General features: G+C 62.7%; 21 protein-coding genes. 8 read left to right on the top strand and 13 right to left on the bottom strand.

What is annotated here, in order from left to right; all coding sequences use genetic code 11:
• Window positions 1-76: 76 nt before the first annotated feature.
• The 8 genes from GOB82_RS05485 to ubiA form a co-directional block, all read right to left on the bottom strand.
• Window positions 77-628 carry a Spy/CpxP family protein refolding chaperone gene (locus GOB82_RS05485; protein WP_166120727.1) on the bottom strand — a complete coding sequence of 184 codons (552 nt, stop codon included), beginning with the start codon at window positions 626-628 and terminating at the stop codon, window positions 77-79.
• 460 nt (window positions 629-1,088) lie between these two features.
• On the bottom strand, window positions 1,089-1,841 hold the full coding sequence (locus GOB82_RS05490) for an ATP12 family chaperone protein (protein ID WP_166120730.1): 753 nt from the start codon (window positions 1,839-1,841) through the stop codon (window positions 1,089-1,091).
• Entirely contained in the window at window positions 1,838-4,018 is a 2,181-nt protein-coding gene (locus tag GOB82_RS05495; RefSeq protein WP_166120733.1) for an AsmA family protein, read from the bottom strand. Before GOB82_RS05495 ends, GOB82_RS05490 begins: the two co-directional genes overlap by 4 nt.
• 32 nt (window positions 4,019-4,050) lie before the next feature.
• Window positions 4,051-5,034, bottom strand: coding sequence for an RluA family pseudouridine synthase (locus GOB82_RS05500; RefSeq protein ID WP_166120736.1), 984 nt, complete (start codon window positions 5,032-5,034; stop codon window positions 4,051-4,053).
• 10 nt (window positions 5,035-5,044) lie between these two features.
• Window positions 5,045-6,424, bottom strand: coding sequence for a replication-associated recombination protein A (locus GOB82_RS05505; protein WP_166120739.1), 1,380 nt, complete (start codon window positions 6,422-6,424; stop codon window positions 5,045-5,047).
• Between the two features lie 155 nt (window positions 6,425-6,579).
• Window positions 6,580-7,314, bottom strand: a complete 735-nt coding sequence (locus GOB82_RS05510; RefSeq protein WP_166120742.1) for a LolA family protein — start codon at window positions 7,312-7,314, stop codon at window positions 6,580-6,582.
• Window positions 7,315-7,429: 115 nt separating this feature from the next.
• Complete coding sequence (mbfA, locus tag GOB82_RS05515; protein WP_166120745.1) at window positions 7,430-8,386, bottom strand: iron exporter MbfA; 957 nt, start codon at window positions 8,384-8,386, stop codon at window positions 7,430-7,432.
• A gap of 75 nt (window positions 8,387-8,461) precedes the next feature.
• A complete protein-coding gene (gene ubiA / locus GOB82_RS05520) occupies window positions 8,462-9,373 on the bottom strand; it encodes a 4-hydroxybenzoate octaprenyltransferase (RefSeq protein WP_166121100.1) in 912 nt (303 codons plus the stop codon).
• Between the two features lie 218 nt (window positions 9,374-9,591).
• Here ubiA and GOB82_RS05525 point away from each other — a divergent pair, with 218 nt between their 5' ends.
• The gene (locus GOB82_RS05525; protein WP_166120748.1) at window positions 9,592-10,359 is read left to right on the top strand and encodes a 16S rRNA (uracil(1498)-N(3))-methyltransferase; all 768 of its coding nucleotides are present in this window, start codon (window positions 9,592-9,594) and stop codon (window positions 10,357-10,359) included.
• A 63-nt stretch (window positions 10,360-10,422) separates the two neighbouring features.
• Window positions 10,423-11,850: a glutamate--cysteine ligase gene (locus tag GOB82_RS05530; protein WP_166120750.1), complete on the top strand. Its 1,428-nt coding sequence runs from the start codon at window positions 10,423-10,425 to the stop codon at window positions 11,848-11,850.
• A 101-nt stretch (window positions 11,851-11,951) separates the two neighbouring features.
• Here the strand turns inward: GOB82_RS05530 and GOB82_RS05535 are convergent, their stop codons facing one another.
• Window positions 11,952-13,361: an MFS transporter gene (locus GOB82_RS05535; protein ID WP_166120753.1), complete on the bottom strand. Its 1,410-nt coding sequence runs from the start codon at window positions 13,359-13,361 to the stop codon at window positions 11,952-11,954.
• Between the two features lie 320 nt (window positions 13,362-13,681).
• Here GOB82_RS05535 and GOB82_RS05540 point away from each other — a divergent pair, with 320 nt between their 5' ends.
• A complete protein-coding gene (locus GOB82_RS05540) occupies window positions 13,682-15,025 on the top strand; it encodes a GntT/GntP/DsdX family permease (RefSeq protein WP_166120756.1) in 1,344 nt (447 codons plus the stop codon).
• Window positions 15,026-15,204: 179 nt separating this feature from the next.
• Here GOB82_RS05540 and der read toward each other — a convergent pair whose 3' ends face one another.
• From der to GOB82_RS05560, 4 genes are all read right to left on the bottom strand, one after another.
• The gene (gene der / locus GOB82_RS05545; RefSeq protein WP_166120758.1) at window positions 15,205-16,656 is read right to left on the bottom strand and encodes a ribosome biogenesis GTPase Der; all 1,452 of its coding nucleotides are present in this window, start codon (window positions 16,654-16,656) and stop codon (window positions 15,205-15,207) included.
• Complete coding sequence (locus GOB82_RS05550; protein WP_166120760.1) at window positions 16,649-18,046, bottom strand: PQQ-binding-like beta-propeller repeat protein; 1,398 nt, start codon at window positions 18,044-18,046, stop codon at window positions 16,649-16,651. Before GOB82_RS05550 ends, der begins: the two co-directional genes overlap by 8 nt.
• A 6-nt stretch (window positions 18,047-18,052) precedes the next feature.
• Window positions 18,053-18,745: a hypothetical protein gene (locus GOB82_RS05555; RefSeq protein ID WP_166120761.1), complete on the bottom strand. Its 693-nt coding sequence runs from the start codon at window positions 18,743-18,745 to the stop codon at window positions 18,053-18,055.
• Between the two features lie 163 nt (window positions 18,746-18,908).
• Window positions 18,909-19,310, bottom strand: coding sequence for a hypothetical protein (locus GOB82_RS05560; RefSeq protein ID WP_166120763.1), 402 nt, complete (start codon window positions 19,308-19,310; stop codon window positions 18,909-18,911).
• Window positions 19,311-19,512: 202 nt separating this feature from the next.
• Here GOB82_RS05560 and GOB82_RS05565 point away from each other — a divergent pair, with 202 nt between their 5' ends.
• Genes GOB82_RS05565 through hisI form a run of 5 tightly spaced genes read left to right on the top strand, consistent with a single transcriptional unit; the run spans window position 19,513 to window position 24,597 of the window.
• Window positions 19,513-20,421, top strand: a complete 909-nt coding sequence (locus GOB82_RS05565) for a glycosyltransferase family 9 protein (RefSeq protein ID WP_166121103.1) — start codon at window positions 19,513-19,515, stop codon at window positions 20,419-20,421.
• Window positions 20,418-21,467, top strand: a complete 1,050-nt coding sequence (locus GOB82_RS05570) for a glycosyltransferase (RefSeq protein ID WP_166120765.1) — start codon at window positions 20,418-20,420, stop codon at window positions 21,465-21,467. The genes GOB82_RS05565 and GOB82_RS05570 overlap by 4 nt, the downstream gene beginning before the upstream one ends.
• Complete coding sequence (gene asnB / locus GOB82_RS05575; RefSeq protein WP_166120767.1) at window positions 21,467-23,263, top strand: asparagine synthase (glutamine-hydrolyzing); 1,797 nt, start codon at window positions 21,467-21,469, stop codon at window positions 23,261-23,263. The genes GOB82_RS05570 and asnB overlap by 1 nt, the downstream gene beginning before the upstream one ends.
• Before the next feature lie 30 nt (window positions 23,264-23,293).
• On the top strand, window positions 23,294-24,181 hold the full coding sequence (gene ygfZ, locus GOB82_RS05580) for a CAF17-like 4Fe-4S cluster assembly/insertion protein YgfZ (RefSeq protein ID WP_166120768.1): 888 nt from the start codon (window positions 23,294-23,296) through the stop codon (window positions 24,179-24,181).
• The gene (gene hisI, locus GOB82_RS05585) at window positions 24,178-24,597 is read left to right on the top strand and encodes a phosphoribosyl-AMP cyclohydrolase (RefSeq protein ID WP_166120771.1); all 420 of its coding nucleotides are present in this window, start codon (window positions 24,178-24,180) and stop codon (window positions 24,595-24,597) included. Before ygfZ ends, hisI begins: the two co-directional genes overlap by 4 nt.
• Window positions 24,598-24,656 lie beyond the last annotated feature (59 nt).

Raw genomic sequence — 24,656 nt, forward strand, 5'->3', positions numbered from 1 at the left:
ACTCGCGGAGTGGCGGTCCTGATTTGTGAGAGGGAGTTACGACCCCACTCTCACCGAGTCAAGAAACTTCTGTGTTTTACTTTTCGGGCGGCGGGGGCGGAGCCGGGTGTTCCGCTTCGCGCAGTTGCTCCCTCAGATCATGAATCTTGGTCTGGCGCGCCTTGACCTGCGCAAGCTGGTCGGGTGTCAGAACATCATGAATGCGGGAGGCCACATCGATATGCCGCGCTTCCGCCTGCGCACGCAGTGTTGCCGCCTGCTGCTGGAGAGTCGCGATCTTGTCTTTATCAACAGGGCCGGGAGACGTCAGGATATCCTGAATCTGCTGGTGAATTTTCTCGAAGTCTCCCCGCGTATCATCAGCCCGATCCTGCTCATGCGCCGTGCGCAGGATGGCATCAATATCCTTGCGCTGCTGCTTGGTCAGGTCCAGCCCTTCCAGCATGCTCATGCCACCACCGTGGCCATGGCCGCCGTAAACGCCAAACCCACCCGCCATGCAGGCACCGGGGCCACCCGGAGGAGGCGGCGGCGGAGGGGGGAAGCCGGGATGTGCGTGGGCAGACAGCGCTGCTGTGGACAGACCAACCACCGCTGCTGCGGCAAGGAAACCATTCCTGTAGTTCATGGACTTTTTCAACTCCTGAAAAATTCTGTAGCGGACCCGCCTCTGGCGCACTTTCCAGGGCTCAGGCGGCGCGGCCCGTGCAGAGGAGACTGCTGCATCAGCTCATCGAATAGATGATAGCAAAAACCGGGATCAGTCCGAGTAGAAACCATGATCCCATAGCGCACGTCGCAACAGCATGGGCAACCCTGCCCTGAATGCGCGGCCGTGCGCCGGAGCCTGACAGGGTCTGATGCCGAGGTTCTACACCTGTGGATTTATAGCGCATTCGCGTTCTCCTCATCCGGTGACATGACCTTCATTTCAGGCTGAGAGAACGCTCACGTTCATCAGTCTGCAAGATCCTGTGTGGAGGGAGACCCAGGCAAATTCATGGCATGGGCATGTCCATCACCACACAAAATTCGCGCCCCAAGGCTATGCGGATATTAGAGCGCGGGGCGGCAAGGCCCGCACAGGCTTACTGCGCGCGCAGAAGCTCCAGAAAACGGGCGGCATCCGTCACATCACGCAGCAGGGTGGCAATCCGGTCTGTCACGGCCGTATCTTCCCCCCAGATAGCCATCTGCTCGCACTCATCCACTGTCGCGCAGGCCACCAGAGCATCCGGGCTGGCGTTTCCTTTCAGCAGGGCAAGCCCCAGATACAGGCTGCCCAGAGCAGGCACAGCCACACCCAGCACCGCAAGTTCCGCATCAGAACAGGACTCCAGCACCGTCCGCAGCGTCTGCATGGTGGCCTCCGGCTGGGTGATGGGCATCACCCCTTCCGTTGTCCGCAGCGCCATGCCGAACGTGGCTTCACACCAGTCCACCCACGGCCCCCACAGCTCACGCTGGCGGCGCGCCAGCCTGGACTGCCCTGCCTCGCGGTAACACAGCAGGTCGCTCCCCGCATACGCCAGCAGGCTTTCCACAACGCCCGCGCGAGCCGCGGGAACACGCTCCAGCATGGAACCGGCTATTCTGGTCAGCGGCAGATCTTCCGGGCTGAAATACCCGCCCACAGTCAGGCCAGCCGCCTGCCATTCCGCCGCCAGCGCATCCGCCAGCGCGCGGGAGGGCACACACAGCATGGTACGCTCAGGCAGCCTGACCGGCCTGCCATCAAGCTGGACGGCAAAGCCCCCCAGCTCAGGCACCACACTGGCCTGCTTCCAGAACCGCTTGCGGGCACCCGCCGTAGCAGGTGCTTTTTTCTCCGCATCACTCATTTGAACAGCCCAAGCCCCCGCAGCATGTTCATCACCTTACCTTCCTTCCCGGCCTTGGGGGCGGACGGCGCGGGGCCGCTCCCGCCTTCCCGCGCGGCGGAAAGCAGCGTGGGGCAGTTATCATTCCCGCCGTCATCCCCGCCGATATTAATGCCGTATCGGCCGCCGTAAGACGGCTCCATTTTCGGCACCGGGGCCGCGAATGTGCCTGTCACCCGCAGGTCGGACGCCGCAGAGGTTCCGCCCAGCAGGATGCGCGGGGAGAGATGCAGGTCCAGCGCCTGCGTCCCCAGTGTGACCGTGCCGTGCCCGTGCAGGGAAAGGAACGGGGTTTCCATGGCCAGCAGATCAATCCGCGCCATACCATCCCCAAGCTGCATATGGGTGCCGAAGCAGCGCACGGGCATGGAGCCCTTCAGCGGAATATCCGGCCCCAGCAAGGACCGCAGCGCCGGGCCGCCAATGCTGCCATCCACCACAGACGCGCCGACATGCCCGGCCAGCGCGCCCCGCCGGGCCGCCGCATCATCCCCCTGCGTGCTGACAGCGCCCACAAGCATCAGCGCCCCCTGCATGAGGGACGGCGCGCCCATCCAGCCCTGCACCGCCGCAACCGGCAGAACCACAGGATGCGCGGCAAGCTCGTAAGCCGGCACACTACCGGAGACATCATAAACAAAGCGGGCGGACTGGGTGACACCAGAGCCTTCCGCCTGCACCGGGTCCGCCACCAGTCGGCCACCCTGCACGGCCACATGGCTGCTCACCTGTGACCATGAGAGGCCGTTCCACACCACATGCGGCGTCTGCACGCTGGCGGTCAGGGTCAGGCCGCGCACCACATCCGGGGCATCATGCTTTTTCAGCAGCGCCAGAGTCGTGCCTGTTTCCACATGCCCGTCCACCTTCAGGCTGTCCGCCGTGGGGAATGTCCCGCCCGGCGCAAGCTGGTCCAGCACACCATGCACGTCCACGGAGGAATGGCCGCCCCCCAGTGTTCCGGTCAGTTTCAGGCTGGACGCGCCTTCCGCCAGAGTCAGATCAACCGGTGTTTCGGCTGTTTGCGGGTCCAGCGCCAGAGCCGTCATCTGCGCCAGCGTGCCAAGCGTGCCGTGCACCCCGAGCGCCTGCGTGCCCAACTGCCCCTCAGCCTGCACGGTCAGGGCGTCTTCCGGTCTGCCCGCATCCAGCATGGCCCGACTCAGCGTGCTGCCAGCCACAAAGCGCCCCAGGTCCACCGGCCCCGTATGCACATGCAGGCCCTGCACAACAGGCTGCGCGCCCGAGCCTGCAATCTGCGCATCCACCGAAATATTCTGCCCGTCCGGCAGGTCTGCCCGCGGGAAGAACGGCTCCAGATCCCGCAACTGGCCCAGAGACCCTCCGAGTTGCAGCGCGTAAAGCCGTGCGCCATCCGGGTCCGTCACCTTGCCATCCAGATGCGCAAGCCCGGCCGGATGCCCGGCAACGCTCAGGGCCAGCCTGACCTGCACCGGAAAGTCCTTGGCGCGGAGCGGCAGAAGGCGGCCTGTCTGGCCTGTCAGAACAAACTGGCCCTTCCCTTTCTCGCCCTGCACATCAAAGGACGGAGCCTCACCATCCAGATCCTTCGCGCGAATAGACCCGAAGCCGACCTGCCCGGTTCTGTGCCGAAGCTGGTCATCCCACCGCACATCCGCCTTGGTGATGCTGACGTTGGAGACCCCGATATCCCAATGCATCCGGCCGGAAGACGGTGCGCTCCCTCCGGTATCCGGGCGGGCGGGCGGCGTGAAAAGCCAGTCGGCCCGTCCGTCAGGCAGACGCCGGACAAAGACATGAGGCTGAATAAGACTGACATCACTGAACACAATGCGGTGCTGGAACAGCGGCAGCAGCCGAAGGCGGGCGCGCACTTCCGCTGCATCCAGCATGCTCGGCGCGGCCTGCCCGTCTTGCGTGGCATCCGCCGCCGCAACGCCGGAGAGATGCACACCACGCGCCCCCACCCACGGGAACGGCAGGAGCCACACATGCAGATGGTCAATGGTCAGATGGCGGCCTGTCTGCGCTTCCACAGCATCCACCAGCCGCACCCGCAGCCAGTCTGCATCCTGCATGGCGGAGACAACACTGCCCCCGCCCACCAGCAGCACAGCCGCTCCGGCCACCAGACCGATTTTCCATTTCAACCGCATTGGCTTTCCTTCCTGCGCTCCAGACGTCGCTCTTATCCGCCGCGACGAGACGGTTTGGGCGTAGCCCCCGGCGTGAAGCCCAAGGAGCGGAAGGTTTCACGCATGTGCGGCGGAAGTTCGGCGCTGACTGTCAGCCGCCCGCCTGCCGGATGCGGCATATCCAGTTCACGGGCATGCAGGTGCAGCATGTCCGTAAAGCCTTCGACGTGCGCCGTGGCCCCACCATATTTCGGATCCCCCAGAATGGGGGTGCCCAGAGATTCACAATGCACGCGCAACTGGTGCGTCCGCCCCGTGAGCGGGGAAAGCGCCAGCCAGGAGAATTTCCGGGCGGCGGAATCCACAACATCATAGGTTGTGCGGGCATATTGGCCGTCCGGGTCTTTCCGGTCCGCCGCCACCATAATGGCATTGGCCCCCACGCCAAGGCGCGCAAGGGGCTGATCAATCTCGCCGGACAGCGGGTCAGGCCGACCGACCACCACCGCCCAGTAGGTTTTCTTGACCTCCCGCCCCCGGAAGGCCTCCGCCAGCTTGGCGGCCACCCCCGGTGTCCGGGCCAGCAGCAGCAGGCCGGAGGTATCCCGGTCAATCCGGTGCACCAGACGCGGGCGCGGGTCATCCGCTTCGGCCCGCAGGCCATCCAGCATCATGTCCACATGTTTGGTAATACCGGGGCCGCCCTGCACCGGCAGGCCAGCAGGCTTGTTCAGCACAATCAGGTGCTTGTCCTGATACAGCACCATCCCCTGAATTTCACGCACCAGCCGCTCATCCAGCGGGCGCGGGGCGTCCTTTGCCGGACGGGCCGCCATGGGGATGGGGGGCACCCGCACGGACTGGCCCGGCTGAAGGCGCGTGGACGCTTCAACCCGCTTGCCATCCACCCGGATCTGGCCCGTACGGCACAGTTTCTGCAGCCCACCCTGCGTCAGATGCGGGTAATGGCGACGAAAATAGCGATCAAGGCGAATATCCGCCTCGTCCTCGCTGACAGTCAGAATCACAACACTCATGCGACGATATTCACGACTGACGCCGATCCCGCAAGCGGGCCCATGTTTCCAGACGGTGCCGGATCTCCCGTTCAAAGCCCCGTCCGCTCGGATTATAGAAGGTCTGGCGCGTCATCCCGTCCGGAAAATAATTCTGCCCGGAGAAGCCTTCCTCGGCATCATGATCATACTGATAGCCCTTTCCATACCCGATATCCCGCATCAGAGAGGTCGGGGCATTCAGAATATGGGCAGGTGGCATCAGGCTGCCGGTGGCCTTCGCGGCCCTGCGCGCCGCGCCATAGGCTTTATAAACCCCGTTGGATTTCGGCGCTGTGGCCAGATGCACCACAAGCTGGGCCAGAGCCAGCTCCCCTTCGGGTGAGCCAAGGCGCTCGTACGTCTCCCACGCCGCTATCGCCAGCGGCAGGGCGTGTGGATCCGCCATTCCGACATCTTCCGCCGCGAAACGGGTCATGCGCCGGGCCAGATAGCGCGGGTCTTCCCCGCCTTCCAGCATCCGGGCAAACCAGTACAGGGCCGCATCCGGGTCTGACCCGCGCATAGATTTATGCAGGGCGGAAATCAGGTTGTAATGCTCTTCGCGGTCCCGGTCATACAGCACGGCGCGTTTGGCCAGCAGGCGGGCCAGTGCCTGGGCATCCAGCGGTGCATCCGTTTTCAGGCTGAGAAGCTGCTCCACCATGTTCAGCAGATAGCGGCCATCTCCATCCGCCATGGCGCGCAGGGTGGCGCGTGCGTCTTCTGTCAGCGGCAGGGTGCGTCCGGTTTCTTCCTCGGCCCGGGCCAGAAGGGCTTCTTCCGCCGGGTCATCCAGCCGGTTCAGCACCATCACCTGACAGCGCGAGAGCAGGGCCGAATTCAGCGCGAAGGAGGGGTTTTCCGTCGTCGCCCCGACCAGAACAATCGTGCCATCTTCCACCACGGGCAGGAAACCATCCTGCTGCGCCCGGTTGAAGCGGTGGATTTCATCCACAAACAGCAGTGTTCCGCCACCTGCGTCTGCCTGCCTGCGGGCATTTTCAAAAGTTTTCTTCAGGTCCGCCACACCGGAAAAAACGGCGGAAAGCTGCACAAACCGCAGCCCGGCGGCCTGTGCCAGCAGCCGCGCGATGGTGGTTTTCCCCACACCGGGGCCACCCCAGAGAATCAGGCTGGCGAGAGACCCGCGCTCCAGCATGCGGGTCAGGGTGCCATCCGGCCCCAGCAGGTGGCCCTGCCCCACAACATCCTCCAGCCGGTCCGGCCGCAGGCGGTCTGCCAGCGGCTGGTTCGGCGCGGGCCGCCCTGTAGGGCTTGCGGGCGCCTCTCTCTCCGGCTGCGGAGCCTGATTACCAAAAAGATCAGCCCCCGGAGCCATGCCCGAAGATGGTGTGCGCCGTACCGCCATTACTGCCTGTCCTGAAGAAAGACTCGCCCTGATATCAGGCTGCCTTGCCTGCTGTTCCACCCCTGAAGCCGGAAAAACCCTGAAAGAAAGCCCTGCACCCTGCCCCACCCTGTGCCTGATTCCGGGTCCAATTCAGGGCCCGGCTCTGCGCCACGTTAGTCCGGCTGTGCGGGCAGCGTGAAGGTTCCGGGCGGAATGGCAACCCCGCTATGGATATCAAACAGCGTCACGCGGGTTTCGCGCCCCTGTGAATCCACTACGCTCCAGGAGCGCAGGGCCACCGGGTTATCATAAAACACCAGTGTCAGGCTGCCATCACCGGGGGAGGACGTGCGCACGAGCGTGACCTGCACCAGTCCGCCTTCATGCTGAAAGCCCGTAATGGTGACATCATTGGCCAGACTGACATGCTGCCGCAGCAGCAGCCCGAGCGGCGTGCGCTCCATGGGGATGACGGTTGTCTGGTCAAGCTGGTTATCACGAAACACCACCTTACCCTGACTGGCGACCAGCAGGAGCGGCGTTGGCGGATCATACGCCAGCCGCATCTGGCCGGGGCGCTGCATCCAGACCACGCCGGAGGCACGTTTTCCCTCCGCATCCAGCTGCTGCATATGTGCCTGAAATGTGCTGACGCTGTTGAGCGCCTTTTCAATCTTCCCGAGCCAGACTTTATCGGCAGCGGAGAGTGTGATGCCCTGTGGCGCTTCCGCCGGAGCCGGAGCGGCGGCCTGCGGTGCGGCCTGCTCTGCCAGTGCCGGCGCTGCCAGAACGGATGCACCCCCCACCACGGCCAGAGAGGCAGCCCCAAGAGAAGCAAACCCCGGCGAGGCCGCCCGCAGGGCGTGCGCCAGACAGAGTGCGGAAAATTTGCCGGAACGTGATGTCATACGCGCTGTCATTCCCATTGGTGACCACAGGCCACCAGCAAACATCTTGCCCGGGCCTTTAATTATGGCACGCTTATTATGGCACCTGCCGCAGCCGGATAACAGAGGCGTGCGCTCAGGAACTGCCGATCAGCACACCTGCCAGAAAAACAAGAGCGCCCCCGAACACAATCTGCACAATGGCGGACCCGAACGGCGTGTCCTGATAGCGCCAGCGGATCCATGAAATCAGGAACAGTTCCACCACCACCACCGCAATGGCCACGGCCATGGCCGCACTGAAAGACTGGATGAGGAACGGCAACGTATGCCCGATCCCGCCCGCCATGGTCATGGCGCCACACACCAGACCACGAATGAGCGGCTTGCCTCGGCCAGACAATGCGCCATCATCCGAAAGGGCTTCAGCAAAGCCCATGGAAATGCCTGCCCCCAGAGACGCCGCAAGCCCGACCAGAAAGGCGCTGTGCGGGTCATGCGTTGCTAGGGCTGCCGCAAAAACCGGAGCCAGTGTGGAAACCGAGCCATCCATCAGGCCAACCAGACCCGGCTGGACAATCTGCAACACAAAGCGCCGCCGGGCGTTTTCATCCTCATCGCCGCGCTTGTCGTCCGTCAGATGGCGGGAGGCGATGTCACTGGCTGTCCGGCCATGCTCATCCTCAGCGGTGGCAAGGTCGCCAAGCAGCTTGCGCGTTTCCGCATCATGCGTGCGCAGGGCGGCCTGCCGGTAGAACCGGGCGGCATCACGCTCCATATCTTCCGCATAGCGCCTGACGGCCTCAATCCCCTGCCCCTGAACCTGCCAGGCGGGCTTGCGCGACATGAACCCGGCAATGTCCTGCCGGCGGATAAGCGGAATATGCTCACCAAAACGCCGGACATACACATCAATCAGATGCCGCCGATGTTCATCTTCCTCCCGCACCATGTCCGCAAAAATTTTTGCGGTGTCGGGATAATTTTCCTGCAGGCTGTAGGAGAAATCAGCATAGATGCGTCCGTCCTCTTCCTCATTGGAAATGGCCAGAGCGAGAATTTCCTGTTCGGTCAGGGCGGTGAATTTACGCATCCGCCCCTCATATACAAATTCAGGATAAATCTCAATTCGTTCTTAAATAATGCAAATATTTCGCATTTTCAGAGTTCAGACCACCACCAGCCCCGCCAGCAGGGCCAGCGCCACCGCCAGACCGATTTCCCGGTTTGCGCGAAACTGCGTCAGGCACAGAGCCGGATCAGCCGGATTCACACCCACAACCTGCCACCACAACAGGGCCAGCGGCAGCAGCAGCACCGGCCAGAACAGAACACCCAGCCCCGCGAGCACGGCGGCACCCCCCAGCAGCAGCGCCATCAGTGCGTAACAGGTGCCAATAAAGGCCCGCGCCCGCCCGGCCATCAGGCGTGAGGTAGACTTCACACCAATGCGGGCATCATCTTCCATATCCTGAAAGCCGTAGATCGTATCAAACCCGAGCTGCCAGACAATGGTGGCGGCATACAGCGCCATCTGTGCGAAGGAGAGATGCCCGGCCGCCGCCGCATACCCCAGCGGCGCGCCGAACCCGAAGGTAAACCCCATGACCAGCTGCGGCCACCAGGTAAACCGCTTGGCCAGCGGATACAGCGCCACCAGCACAAGGGAAGACGCCCCCAGAATTTGAGACAGGCCATTCAACTGGAGAAGGATAGCCAGACCAATCAGCAGCAGAATGGCGAGAAACAGCACCGCCTGCCGCATGCGCAACGCACCGGAGGCCAGCGGGCGGCCGGCGGTGCGGGCCACCTGCCGGTCAATATCCCGGTCCCACATGTCATTCACAACGCAGCCTGCGGCCCGCATGACAAGACTGCCAATACCAAACAGAATAATCAGCCGCACACGTTCCGCCGCAGGCACACCCTGCGGCAGCAGAATGCCCCACACGCCCGGCAGGAACAGCAGCCAGGTGCCGATGGGCCGGTCCAGCCGCGCCAGCAGGGCATACGGACGCAGAGCAGGCGGCAGGCGGGCAATCCAGCCCGTTGAGCGGATATCAGTATGACCGGAGGGCATTGGCACGATACACGCGGATCCTTACGAACTCAGGGCAGCAAACTCAGGGCAGCAGAGAGCATAAAGCGCCCGAAAGCCGCCTGACCTGCCAGACACCCTTCAGGAGACCACCCTGCCGGCGGGGATATGCCACAGTTCGCCCGCGGCATGAACCTCTTTGCACACACCCCCATTCACGCCTAGACACGGACATCGCCCCACCCGTCAGCGTGAATGTCATGAGCGCCCCTGAACATCTCCCCCGCCTTTTTATCCCCCAGAGCAACACCGGCACCCCGGCCGCCGCGGGGAGCAGCCTGCCACTCAGCCCGCCACAGGCGCGCTATCTGGGCACCGTGCTGCGCAAGACTGCGGGAGACTCCGTGCGTGTGTTCAACGCGGAAATGGGGGAATGGCTGGCCACTCTGGGGGACATCCGCAAGGACAAAGGCAGCCTCACGCTCACGGAGCGCCTGCGCACCCCCTCCCCTCAGCCAGACCTTGTTCTGGCCTTTGCCCTTCTCAAGCGCGATGCAACGGATATGGTCCTGAGAATGGGCACGGAGCTGGGTGTCACGCGTTTCCTGCCTATCACGACCGAACGCACCAACACCCACCGCATCAATCCGGAACGGCTGGAGGCCATCGCGACCGAAGCCGCAGAGCAGTGCGAACGGCTGGACATCCCGACCATTGAAGCCCCCCGCACACTGGCCAGCCTTCTTGGGAGCTGGCCGGAGGAGGCCCGGCTGTTTACAGCCATGGAGCGCGCTGAAGACCGGGGCATCTCCCTGCGCAACACCCTGCGGGACGCCCGCGCGGGAGATGGATTGCTGATTGGCCCGGAAGGTGGATTTTCAGACGCCGAATGCCGGACCCTTCTTGCACGCCCGACCATCATCCCCATTTCTCTGGGGCCGCTGGTTTTGCGGGCGGATACGGCAGTTGCCGCGGGGCTCGCGCTCATGGGTGATGGCTTGCGCTCCGCTCAGGATCAGTCAGAATAGTCTTACTTCCGTTCTGGCCCGGGTTCCGCCGCCGGGCTGTCTTTCAAGGACCAGTGATTTCTAATGTCTCACGCCGACGCTCACGACGATACACCCGTTCGCTCAGTTTTCCAGCTGGCCGAAGTTTTTGCCAAAGGGTGCAAACCCCGTGACTCTTGGCGCATTGGCACAGAGCATGAAAAATTTGGCTGGGTTCGCCCGGAAGCCACAGCCAATGGCACCAACCCGCAGGCAGGCCGCGCCCCCTATTCCACCCCGCCCTACAGCCCGAACGGCATAGAAAACATGCTCAACGGCCTTCAGGAAGTGGAGCCGGATGACTGGCAGCCCATTCTGGATGAAGGCAAGATTATTGGCCTGAAAGGCATTGAGGAAGCCGCAGGAAGCGGAATTTCACTGGAGCCCGCCGGGCAGTTCGAGCTGTCTGGCGCTCCCCTGCGCACCCTGCATGAAACGGCGGAAGAACTGGCCGCGCATTTTGAGTCCGTGCGGCCGCTGGCGCGCAAACTGGGGCTGGGCTTCAGCCCGCTGGGCTTCCACCCCACAGCCACACGGGCGGACCTGCCATGGATGCCCAAATCCCGCTACGCCATCATGCGCGACTATATGCCCAAGGTTGGCAAGCTCGGGCTGGACATGATGCAGCGCACCTGCACCGTGCAGGTCAATCTGGATTTCGGGTCCGAGCAGGACATGGTGCGCAAGATGCAGGTCTCTCTGGCCCTGCAACCCGTTGCAACCGCCCTGTTCGCCAACTCCCCCTTCGTTGAGGGCAAACCGAACAACTACCTCTCCAACCGCGCCCGCGTCTGGACAGATACGGACAACGCCCGCTCCGGCATGCCCGCCTGCGTGTTTGAAGAAGGCTTCGGCTTTGAGCGCTATGCGGAATGGATGCTGGATGTGCCCATGTATTTCATCATCCGTGATGGCAAGATGCGTGATGTCTCCGGTCGCTCTTTCCGCGCCTGGATGAACGGAGACCGTCAGGACGGGCTGGAGGATGTCACCCCCACTCTGGCTGACTTTGAAAATCACATCTCCACCGCGTTCCCTGATGTACGGCTCAAGCAGTTTCTGGAAATGCGCGGTGCGGATGCGGGCTCGGCTGAGATGATGGTGGCCCAGTCCGCCCTGTGGGTTGGCCTGCTGTATGATGATGCCGCTCTGGAAGCCGCCTACGAACTGGTGCGTGAACGCCCGTGGGAAGACTACGCCAAGCTGCGCGCTCTGGTGCCCTCTCAGGCGCTGAACACGCCCTGGGGCGATGGCACGGTGCGGGATCTGGCGGCGCAGATGATTGGCATCGCCATGGATGGTCTTCAGGCCCGTAATTTTGTGGATGAGAATGAGCGGGAAGAATGGGTCTACCTTGCCCCCCTTACCGCTCTGGCCGCTGGCGCTCCTACTCAGGCAGAACGCTGGCTTGATCGCTATTATGGCGCATGGATGGGCGACATCACCCGTATTTTTGGTGAAAGCGAAATCTGACCGCCCAATTCCGCTCCCGCCTGCCAGGCTGGCCGCTCTCCGCGTGCCAGCCTTTTCTTTATCAGCCCTTTCTTGTCTGAAGCCCTTTCTCCGGCTCGGCCTTAATGCGCGGCCTGTTTCCGGAAGAACAGCAGGCGGCTGGAACTCAGCAAGGCCGCCCCGACCCCAATACAGGCTGCCATAAGCAGGCAGTCATGCGCCGCCCTGTGCGCAAAAATCGCAAAAAAAGCCGCAACCCCCATAGCGCCAAAGGTTTGTCCTGTCTGACGGGCAACCTGCACCATCCCGCTTGCGCCCCCTGCCCGCTTACGAGGGGCCGAGACCATCATGGCGCGATTATTGGGCGGCTGAAACAGACCAAACCCGAACCCGGCCACCCCTGTCCGCCAGACAACATCAAAGGCGGACGGATGCGCTGGCATCATCCACAGCAGCAGAAAGCCCGTCGCCGTCAGCAGCAGGCCCACCGAGGAGAGAATACCGGCGGACACCGTATCCGCCAGCCGCCGCACCAGAGGAGCCGAACAGAGAATACCGATCGGCCACGGCGTGATCAGCAGCCCCGTGGCCGCTGGCCCCATATCCAGCACGTCATGCAGCATGAAGGGCATGGAGATGATGTAGAAATTAGACGCCACAAAGCCGAACAGGCCGGTTGTGAAGGCTATGGCAAAATCCGGCTTGCGCAGTATATCCACCGGCAGAATGGGCTGCGGCAGCCCGCTTTCCCGCCGGACCAGCAACAGGCCGGACACCAGCCCCACCACAAGCAGGCTACAGGACAGCAGAATGCCGGACTGATGCGCCAGACCATCTCCCCCCATCACCAGTGCACCAAAGGCCAGCATGCACAGCACGCTGCTCATAATATCAGGGCGGGCAGTGCTCCGGGGTGTTACCGGGAGTGCGACAAACGCCATGATCAGGGCGGCAGCCCCAAGCGGGAGGTTAACCCAGAACAGCCAGGGCCAGGAGGCCACACTAAGGATGGCCGCCGCCGCCGTTGGACCAAGGGCCACGCCCATGGCCACCACCATGCCATTCAGCGCAATACCGCGCCCGATTTCCGCATGCGGATAGATATAGCGGATAAGTGCGATATTCACGCTCAGAATGCACGAGCCGCCAATACCCTGCAGCACACGCGCCGCAGCCAGTGCTGGCAGGGTGGTAGACACCGCACACAGCACGGATGCCCCCATGAACAGCATAATCCCGAACTGGCACAGCCGGGAAAACCCGACCTTGCTTCCCACTGCCGCCAGAGGAAGCAGGGAGACAAGCCCTGCAAGCTGATAGGCATTGACCACCCAGATGGAGGCGGAAGAAGACGCATGCAGATCACGCGCGATATTGGGCAGCGCCACATTGGCTATGGCGTAATCCAGCAGAGCCATAAAAACGGAAAGAGAGACAGCCAGCATGGCCCAAGTACGGGCCGCCCCTGACAGACCATCCGTGATTTCCGATTGGGAGGAAGACCCTGCTCCTGCCTGCGCACGTTCATTCATCAGCCTGACAGCTCCTTTTCTGGCTCATAACGTCCTGCGCCGAAGGGCTTCTGTGCCATTCAAAGCTTTAAAGGGAAAGGCCAGACTATGACCGCGCCAGTCTCTGCCCTATAACAACGGAGGGACGACACTTCTTTGCATGTCCACACGCGATTGTGTTCCTCCTGACGGCCTGACCTATTTACTTGATGAATAGAAGAAATTTCTTTTTCTTTCCTTACTCATCCGTTTACTTGCGATTTTCTTGGCAAAACGAACCGCTACGTCATTTTGAAGCAAATGGTTGACAGAAACTGTCAGGCTCGCTCCATCCTCTCAGGATGACACCCTTGCTCGCCGCAGGTCTGACGACCCTCGCCATCGTGATGCTCATGCTCTTTATCGGCGTGGTGCGTCTCAACCCCTTCGTCACGCTGTTTATCGTGTCTGTCGGGTTAGCCCTTGCCACAGGCATGCCTACGCAACAGGCCATCTCCTCCTTTGAAAATGGCATGGGCCATGTGTTGGGGCATGTGGCGGGTGTTGTCGCCCTTGGCACCATGCTGGGGAAAATTCTGGCGGAAACCGGAGGTGCGGATCAGATCGCCCTGACCATTTCCCGGATTTCGGGAAAAAAGCGGCTTAACTGGGCCATGATGGTTATCGGCCTGCTGGTAGGGCTCCCTGTTTTTTTTGAAGTCGGGTTTGTCCTGCTTATCCCGCTGGTTATCATCCTCTCACGGCGCAATGCGGTGCCCCTGCCGTTTCTGGCGTTCCCCATGGCGGCGGCCCTTTCCGTCACGCACGCCATGTTGCCCCCGCATCCGGCAACCTTGCTGGCCATTACCGCCTATCATGCCAACACGGCCCGCACCCTGTTCTGGGGGATCGTGATCGGGACACCCATCGCCGCTGTAGCTGGACCGGTTTACGCCTGGTACATCGCGCCGCGGATCGGCGATCTGGCCCCGACATCTCTGGAAGCCCAGTTCACCGGGCAGAGCGAGCATAAAAAGCTGCCCTCCTTTATGCTGTCCTGCGCAACCCTGCTGATGCCCGTGGTGCTGATGCTGGGCGGCGCACTGGCTGAACTTGTCTGGCCGCCCACGGCCCTGCCCTACCGGGTTCTGCATTTTCTGGGCAATACGGATATTGCCCTGCTGGTGGCCACGCTGATGTCCTTCTGGCTGCTGGGCAGCCTGAGCGGCCTCTCGCGCGAGACCATCCTGCGCTTCAGCAATGAATGCCTAGCCCCCACAGCCACCATCATGCTGCTGATTGGCGCAGGCGGCGGCTTCGGGCGGGAACTGATTGACAGCGGCCTCTCCCACGCCATGACAGACCTTGCCCTTGGCGCCCACGTGCCCCTGCTGGTTCTGGCATGGCTGCTGGCCCTGCTGGTGCGCATTGCCACAGGCTCCGCAACGGTGGCCACCACAACGGCATCCGGCATCGTGGGGCCTATTCTGGCCACCTCGCATTCTGTCTCGCCTGAGCTTCTGGTGCTGGTGACAGGGGCTGGTTCGGTAGGACTGAGCCTGATGAACGATGCCGGATTCTGGCAGATGAAGGAATATCTGGGCATGAACCTCTCCCAGACCCTGCGGAGCTGGACCATGATTGAAACAATCATCGCCGTGCTCGGTCTGCTGATCTGCCTGCCTCTCTCATGGATCATTCACTGACAAGACCGCTTGAAAAGCTTTTCAGGGCAGCCCGGCAAGGCTGCTCTTCCGGCCTTCAGGCGCGGCTGAATGAACGCTTTCCCCATAAAAAAACTTCCAGACCAGCCTGATTGTCTCAGGCCGGAGCTGGAAGCGTATTTTATAAACCCGGCCCCGTTCAGGGCGGTTAACCCGTATGCTCAGGAATTGGCGTACGGGTTTTTCGTGCCGCGTGTCTGAAGGCGGATTGGCACGCCCGGCAGGTTAAAGGTTTCACGCAGGCCATTCACCAGATAGCGCTTGTAATCTTCGGGCATCTGCTCGGCGCGGGTTCCGAAAATAACAAACGTCGGCGGGCGGGATTTAACCTGTGTCATATACCGCAGCTTCAGGCGGCGTCCGTCCACCAGCGGCGGGGCATGCCGTTCCAACGCGGCTTCAAACCAGCGGTTCAGCTCACCTGTTGGCACACGCGCATTCCACACAGCACAGGCTTCCCGCACGGCAGGCAGAAGCCGGTGCACAGAAGCCCCGGTGAGGGCGGAGAACGTCACCACCGGCACACCACGCATCTGCGCCAGAGAAATGCTCAGCCGGTCCAGAATGGCCTTGCGGGTTGCAGTCCTGTCCTCAACCGCATCCCACTTGTTCAGTGCCAGAACACAGGCCCGGCCCTCACGCTCGATCAGGCGGGCAATCTGCAGATCCTGCTCATGCACACCCAGCGTGGCGTCCAGCACCAGCACAGCCACTTCCGCCATTTTCAGGGCTTCAATCGAGGCTGAAACAGACATTTTTTCCAGCGCTTCATCAATCCGCGCCTTGCGACGCAGCCCGGCCGTGTCCACCACCTCGAACACGTCGCCCTCATCATGCAGCGTGACAGCCACAGAATCGCGCGTCAGGCCGGGTTCGGGGCCGGTAATCATCCGCTCTTCACCCAGCAGGGCATTCAGAAGGGTTGATTTTCCCGCATTGGGCCGCCCGATAATGGCAATCCGCACAGGGCCAACCGGGCGTTCAGGAATACGCTCTTCCTCAGGGTCCCCCTCCACGATTTCATCGTCAAAGGCATCATCCTCTTCCGGAAAATCTTCTTCCGGCTCAGGCGGCAGATGCTCGACAATTTCACCCATCAGATCAGACAGACCTTCCCCATGCTCCGCGGAAACCGCAACCGGTTCCCCCAGCCCCAGAGAATAGGCTTCCATGGCAGAGGCTGCCCCGGCACGGCCTTCGGCCTTGTTGGCCACCAGCAGAACCGGGCGGCCCTGCTTGCGCACCCATGCCGCAAAATGCTCGTCCGACGGGGTAATGCCCGCCCGCGCATCAATACAGAACAGGACAAGGGCCGCCTCATGCACAGCACTTTCGGAAGACGCGCGCATCCGGCCAAACAGGCTCTCGGGCGCGGCCTCTTCCAGCCCCGCCGTATCCACCAGACGGATGGAGCGGCCCCGCAGAAGAGCCACACCTTCCTTACGGTCACGCGTGACACCGGGCGTATCGGCCACAAGAGCCTGACGCCGCCCGACAAGGCGGTTGAACAGCGTGGACTTCCCGACATTCGGACGGCCAACAATGGCGACCAGAGGAAGATCAGCAGAGGGAAGAGGCGCAACAGGCCGCATGGGCCGCCGGCGATCAGCCATAAGAGCGAAGCTTTCCGTCGTTGGTGACAATCAGCATCTGCTCATCGACAACAATAGGGGGGACAAAAGAAACTTGATCCGTCGAATCCACTGAAATGATACCACCAGTTACCGGATTGACGCGTACAATGCCGTTGCGCGGCATGGTGCTGACACAGACCAGTTCCCCGCCAGCCATGACCGGGCCAATCCATGTCACAATATTCTTGTTCACATCCACCCGTTCAAACCGGCGGAGCTGTGTGAGCCAGCGCACATGGCCGGAAAGACGATCAACACAGGCAAGCTGGTCATCAAGAGACAGGACATAGAGCCAGTCTCCCACACACAGAATGCTGTTCTGGCTGCCTACCGCGCGTTCCCACAGGCGCCGGCCTGTCCGGATATCCACGGCGGCCATCACCTGCGCCATGCTGATCGCATAGACAGTGCTGTCCACCACCACGGGCATGCCGCGCACACAGGTAAGGTTCAGCGTGTTGGCCTGACTGCCCACGTTGCCCAGCATATCGCTCCAGACAACCTCGCCACTTTCCGCACGGAAGGCGACAAGATCCCCCCCGCCGAACCCGGCAATAACCACCCCGTTCACCACAGCCGGAGCCGGCTGGCCGAAAACAGTGGTATCCGCCGCTGTCGCGGCATAGGACCAGAGCTGGTTGCCCGTTGCGGCATCCAGCGCGAACAGGCGCTCATCAATAGTGGCGAAAAAGACGCGGCCATCCACAATGGTCGGTGCGGAACGGCCCGGCGTACCAAAATCGGAACGCCACTTTACCTTCCCGCTGGCTGCATCCACGGCCAGAATTTCTGAAATACCATCCACGATGTAAACGGTGTTTCCATCCACCCCGACACCGCCGCCCACATTGCTGGACTTGAGCTTTTTCGGCTTGGGGTTGAGGGTCCACAGGTGCGCCATATGGGGCCAGCTATAGGCTCGCACCACACACTGCGCATCCATGATGAACAGGCGGCCATCATGCACCACCGGCGGAGACTGGATCAGCCCGCGCCCGAACCCGCCCAGAGCAGCCCAGGCCAGAAGATCCGGCTCGGAAATTCCGGCCCCGATATCCTTCGTCCAGCGGGGGCGGAGGCCACCCCAGCGGTAATTGCTGCCCACATGTGAGGTCACGCGCCCGACCAGCGGCCAGTCCGATACGGAAATGGCTTCCGGGAGGGTAATGGCCGTGTGGTCTTCCTTATCAACCACCAGCCCGGCCCCACCGGAGAGCACATCCGTACGGTGCCCTGCCAGAATGGGCTTTTCATCTTCATCAAACAGGCTGCAGCCCGCCAGAACGGGCATCATGGCTGCCCCGGCAAGCAGTTTTCTGCGGGCCACAGACGTGCGACCATAAAAACCGGAACGTGTTTTGCTGCTCATGGTGCCTTACCCTGCCGCCGGATCAAGAGCCTGGGAAAGGGCCTGCGCCCTGTTCCGCACGCCCGAAGGAACGTCCTGCGCTGTGGCCAGCGCTGCGAATTTCTTGCGGGCTTCGTCCAGATGCCCTTCACGCATGTCCAGCACGGCCAGAGCCTCTGTTGCCAGACCATTCCATGCCTTGCCGGTGCCCGTCAGCAGGGAAAGGCGGGAACGCAATGTTGCCGGGTCTCCCGCATCAAGCTGCTTCTGGCACCACAAAAGTGTTGCCAGATCGCGCAGCACGGGGTCCGCATTCTGGTCAGTCTGCACGGCATTCCATGCCGCCAGCGCACCCTTCACATCACCATGGGCCGCCTGCACGGCACCTTCCTGCACTCTGGCCAGCGTTGCCACACCCGTGGGGGCCGTGGCCGCCAGCTTCTGGAGGGCGGCAAGCCCGGTCTGCGCGGTTTCACCCAGCGGGGTCAGCGTCATGGGGGCGGGCGGAAGGTGGTCTGTCTCGCGCAGGGCGGCAAGATAGGAGCCCGTTGCCGCGAGAGAGGCAGACTTCAGGCTGGACACATGCCAGGACCATGCACCAGCCCCGGCCAGAATGACGGCAAGACCCGCCACCCCCAGCCCGGCATAGCGGCGCGCGGCCTGACGCAGGCGCTCAGCCTTCAATTCGTCATCAACTTCCCTGAAAACATCGTCTGCCACGTCTGGCTGGTTCCCGTTCTGAACTATGGTGCGTGCGTAACCGGCACTTCTGCCCTACGCGCACGCATCATACAAGGCACCCGCAAGAAAGACACCCCTTAACGTACGAGGCACACAGAACGCGTGCGCAGTGTGTGCCCCGGTGCGTGCCTCCGGTGTGCGTTTAGTGCGCGCCGCCGCCAAATTTTGCGCTGGCCGCTTTCAGGGAGGCTGTCAGATGCACAAAATTCGCGGCAATCCGCTTCTGCACCGCAGCACTGCCTTCATGAATATGGGCAATTTTTTCCCGCGCCTCATTGCTGATGGCGGTTTCTTCCTTGTTTGCGGAGCGTGCAACACAGGTATTGTAGGCGCGGGCCGCCTTTTCATACGCCGTCACCTTATCCACGCTGGCATTGTAGTGCTCGACAGAAGAAACATCGACAGACGGCGCGGCAGGCTCAGCCCCGCAGGCCGCAGGTGCTGCCCATGCCCCAGCGGCACCAGCCGCCCGGGCGGCCCCGGAGTCTGCCAGAGTGGCCGCCACCATCAGACCACCCAAAACCAGAAAAAAACCTTTCCTCATTCCCACTTTTCCCTGTTTCGAACGATGTTCCCGGCCCGAACCTTCGGGCGGATATCGCACTGCCTGCGGTTCATGACACAGGCTGTTCAAATGTCCATCCCCTCCCCTTTACGTTCTCTTGTGGGCCAGAATACGGCACGGCGCAGCCATCTCCATGCCCACACTTGGAAAAGCGGGAAGAGAGCAGTATAGAATTTCTCCAATGCGCATTCTCTTCATCACGGCCACACGCCTTGGCGATGCCGTGCTCTCGACCGGTCTTCTGGCCGCCCTCCTTCACCGTTATCCTGATGCGCGCTTCACCATTGCCTGCGGGCCGGTTGCCGCCGGACTTTTCCAGAACCTGCCCGGACTCGAGCGCGTGCTTGTCATGACCAAGCGCACGCATGACCGCCACTGGCTGGATTTATGGAAATCCTGCGTTGGCCAGAAATGGGATATGACGGTGGACCTCCGAGGCTCAGCCACCACAGTCTTCCTGCGCTCACGCAAACGCCTGATTATGCGCGGAGGAAGGCGGCCCGGCCTGCGGCTGAACCATCTGGGGCAGCTTCTCAGGCTCTCGCCGCCGCCCAGCCCCACCGTCTGGCTTTCAGAAGCCGACCGCGCCACGGCCAGCCGCATGCTCCCTGCAGGCTCCGGCCCGATTATCGCACTCGGCCCCACCGCCAACTGGACCGGAAAAATCTGGCCAACAGACCGCTACCTTCCCCTCTGGGCAGAGCTGGCCCGCCAGAACCCGGACGCCCGCCCCGCAATTTTCTACGGGCCGGGAGAGCAGGAGCGCGCCCTTGCCCTGCCCGTGCTGAACGCGCTGCCGGACGCCATTGACGCCGGAGGCCACTTCTCCCTGACAGAAGTAGCCGCCATGCTGGCGCGATGCCGCCTGTATATCGGGAATGATTCCGGGCTGATGCATCTGGCCGCCGCGGCGGGCACCCCCACACTGGGCCTGTTCGGCCCCTCCCGTGTTTCAGAATATGCGCCCTCAGGGCCATACACCGCCTGGGTCTCGGCCCCCGGGCCGGAGGGGGAAGCACCCATTGCCGGGCTTTCAGTCCCCGTTGTTGCCCAGGCCGCCCTCACCCTCCTGGCGGAGACCAGACCATGACAACTGCCCCATCCCCCTCCCCGATACGGGTCGCGCATGTCATGGCGGGAGCCGCCACGGGAGGAGCCGAACTGTTCTTCGAGCGCCTGTGCATCGCACAGGCCTCCTCCGGTCTTTCCGTCCTGCCTTTGATCAGGAAGGACGCCGCACGGGCAGAGCGCCTTGTGACAGGCGGCACGAGGCCGCGTGAACTCAAGTTTGGTGGTCTGACAGACTGGCGCACGCGCCCGCAACTCCGTGCGCATCTCAAACAGTTCGCTCCGCGCGTGACAGTGGCGTGGATGAACCGCGCCGCCCGTTTCACACCACAGGGAGACTGGATTCTGGCAGGGCGGCTCGGCGGGTTTTATGACCTGTCCTATTACCGGCGCTGCACGCATCTCATCGGCAATACACATGGGCTGGTGCGCTGGATGCGCGAGCAGGGCTGGCCGCATGAGCGCACCCATTACCTGCCGAATTTTGCCACGGAACTGGCCCACACCCCGCCCGTCCGCCCCGCGGGCCTGCCGCCCGATGTGCCGTTCCTTCTGGCGCTGGGCCGCCTGCACACCAACAAGGCGTTTGACGTACTCATCCGCGCCATGGCGCATCTGCCCGGCGTGTGGCTGGTCATCGCCGGAGAAGGCCCGGAGCGCGCAGCGCTGGAAGACCTTGCCCGGAAGGAAGGCGTTGCAGACCGCGTCCTGATGCCCGGATGGGCCACGCAGCCCGGCGGCCTGATCCGCGCCTGCACGGCCCTTGTCTGCCCCTCCCGGCATGAACCGCTGGGCAATGTGGTGATTGAAGGATTTTCGGCGGCAACGCCTGTTGTCGCGGCGGCCTCTCAGGGGCCAACGGAGCTGATCCGCTCCGGGGAAAACGGCCTTCTCGCCCCGCTGGAGGATGACCGCGCCCTTGCCCACCAGCTTGCCGCCGTGCTGGAGGACCCCGCACTGGCCCGCACGCTGGCCGCCGCAGGTCGTGCCGATTTTGAAAAAACCTTTGCCAGCACTCCCGTGCTCACCGCATGGTCTAAATTCCTCTCCACTGTGGAGGCAGGCTGATGTGTGGCATTGGCGGACTGGTCTATGCGCGCGGCACTCCCTCCTGCGCACCGGATGTGCTGGAACGGATGGCCACGGCACTCCTGCACCGCGGCCCGGATGGCGCGCATTTTGCCCGCCTGCCGCAGGCTGATCTGGTTCATACCCGCCTGTCCATTATTGATCTTGCGGGAGGGGACCAGCCGCTTTCCGCAGGAACGGGCACATTGATCGCCAATGGCGAAATCTATAACGACCCGCAGATCCGCGCACAGATTGGCGCCTGCCACTTCAAAACCGGCAGTGATTGTGAATCCCCCCTGCTGTTATGGGAGAGAAACGGCGCGAACTTCCCGCGCCACCTCCGGGGCATGTACGCCATTGCCCTATATGATACGGCACAGGAAGAACTGCTCCTCTCGCGTGATCCGTTCGGAATAAAGCCTCTCTACATCACAGAGTTTGAGGGCGGGCTGGCCTTCGCCTCCGAACCCGGCGCTCTTCTGGACGCCGGTCTTGCCCCCCGCACACTCTCCACCACGGTGCGGGATGAACTGCTCCAGCTCCAGTTCACCACCGGGCGCGAGACCATTTTCAAGGGGATTTCACGCGTTCTCCCCGGAGAGACATTGCGCGTGGTGCAGGGCCGGATTCTGGACCGGCAGCATCTGTCCCCCCTCCCCGCCCTGCCGGACACTCAGCCCCCCCTGACGGAAGAAGCCGCTCTGGCCCGTCTGGACGATGCGCTGATGAACAGCGTGCAGGCGCATGAACGCTCGGATGTTCCCTTCGGGCTGTTCCTGTCCGGCGGCATTGACAGCGCCAGCCTGCTGACAGCCATGGCACGCCTGCCTCGCCCGGAAAAACTGAAAACGTGGACTGCCGTTTTTGACGCCCGCAACGCAGCGGATGAAGCTGAAGCCGCAGAGGCTCTCGCGCGCGGCGCACAGGCAGAACACCGCACACTCCGCATTACCGCCAGCATGGTCTGGCAGGATCTGCCCGCTATCGTGGCCTGCATGGATGACCCCGCGGCAGATTACGCCATTATCCCCACATGGTTTCTGGCGCGGGAGGCCTCGAAGGATGTCCGCGTGATCCTCTCCGGGGAGGGCGGAGATGAACTGTTTGCCGGGTATGGCCGCTACCGCTCCGCCGTGCGCCCCTGGTGGCAAGGGGGCCGCCGCATGTGGCGGCGCGGCATGTTTGACGGGCTGAATGTGCTCCGCAGTTCCGGCAGCGGTGAAGCCCTCCGTGGCCATGCCCACTGGCGCGATGGTATCATGGCCGCCGAGATGGCCGCAGCCAGCGCCCCCACCCGCCTTTCCGCCGCACAATCTGTTGATCTGGCGGAATGGCTGCCCAATGATCTGCTGCTCAAGCTGGACCGCTGCCTGATGGCCCACGGGCTTGAAGGCCGCACGCCCCTGCTGGACCCGGTGATGGCGGATCTGGCCTGGCGGCTGCCCGATACCCTGCGCGTGCGTGGAGATAAGGGAAAATGGCTGTTGCGCCGCTGGCTGGAACAACACTGCCCCGCCGCCCGCCCCTTTGCCCCCAAGCAGGGCTTTACCGTACCCATCGGGACATGGATTGCAGAGGAAGGGTCACGCCTGGGTGCGCTGGTGGCACAGCAGGGCTGCATTCAGGAGATTGCCAGACCCGATCAGGTACGCGCACTCTTCCAGGCCGCCGCGGGCCGTAAAACCGGCCCCGCCGCATGGACATTACTGTTCTATGCCCTGTGGCACCGGACCCATATCCGCGGGCTGGCTCCAGCGGGCGATGTTTTTGAAACGCTCAGCCAGTCCTCTTGAGTTTTTGCGCATTCACCGGGAGCCCCCGCCATGACCACGCCTTCCCATTGTGCCCTGCTTGAAAACCGGACAGTCCTCAAGCTCTCCGGAGCAGACCGCGTCCGGTTTCTGCAAGGGCTTGTCACGGCGGATGTTGCAGCCCTTGCCCCCGGAGAGGCCACATGGTCCGCCTGCCTCACGCCGCAGGGGCGCTGGCAGGCGGATTTCTTTCTGGTGGCAGACCCGGATGACACCTGCCTGCTGCTGGACTGCGCCAGCGAACAGGCAGAAGCCCTGCGCACCCAGCTTCTCCGCTTCCGCCTGAGGGCCGATGTGCAGATGGAAGCCACCGGCATGCGGGTTCTGGCCGCATGGGGGAACGCGCCGGATGCCGCCCTTCTGGAAAACAGCATCAGCTTTGCAGACCCCCGCCTGCCCGCTGCCGGAAGGCGGCTGCTGGACGCGCCGGAGAGCACGGAACTGACGGCCACGGCTCTGGACTATAACCTCCACAGGCTGGTTCTGGGCCTGCCGGACGGCGTGCAGGATTGCGAAGTGGGCCGCACTCTGGCGGCTGAAGCGAACATAGACCTGCTGGGCGGCATCTCATGGAGCAAAGGCTGCTATATGGGGCAGGAAATCACGGCGCGTATGCACTACCGCACGCTTGTCAAACGCCGGATGGTGCCGGTTGCCGGCACTGGCCCTCTGCCCGCCCCCGGCACACCCATTCTGGCTAAGGGGCAGGAGGTTGGCACACTGTGCTCCTCACAGGATCATGTCGGGCTTGCCCTGCTGAAAACCGGCGCCGTGACACAAACGCTGGTCTGTGGTGGCCATCACCTCGTGCCGCGCCCCCCGGCCTGGCTGCTTCAGGCACTGGCCCCGGCACCGACTCCCTCTTCCACCTCCAACCCGGACTCCTCGGCATCCTCATGACCTATCAGCCCCCAAACCCCTCCGCCCTGCGCAGCATGCTGGATGCTGTGAAATTTGACGCCTCCGGCCTGATTGCCGCCATCGCACAGCAGCATGACACGGGGGAAGTGCTCATGATTGCGTGGATGACGCGTGAAGCCTTGCAGGAAACGCTTGAGACAGGCCGCGTCTGCTATTTCTCCCGCAGCCGCCAGAAGCTATGGCGCAAGGGCGAAACTTCGGGGCAGATCCAGTATCTGACAGAAGTCCGGCTGGATTGTGATGCCGATGCCGTGCTCCTGCTGGTCAACCAGATTGGCGTGGCCTGCCACACAGGCCGGAGAAGCTGCTTCTACAGCGCCTTCGGTCCGGAGGGGCTGGTAGAACTGACCAAACCGGAAATCGACCCCAATGCCCTCTACGGCAAAAATCACTGAGAACCGCAATCCTGAAAAATCATTTCTAATTCAGGATATTATTTAACCACCCGTCAGAC

Origin of the sequence: Acetobacter farinalis (assembly GCF_011516935.1) — a bacterium.
Classification (GTDB): domain Bacteria; phylum Pseudomonadota; class Alphaproteobacteria; order Acetobacterales; family Acetobacteraceae; genus Acetobacter; species Acetobacter farinalis.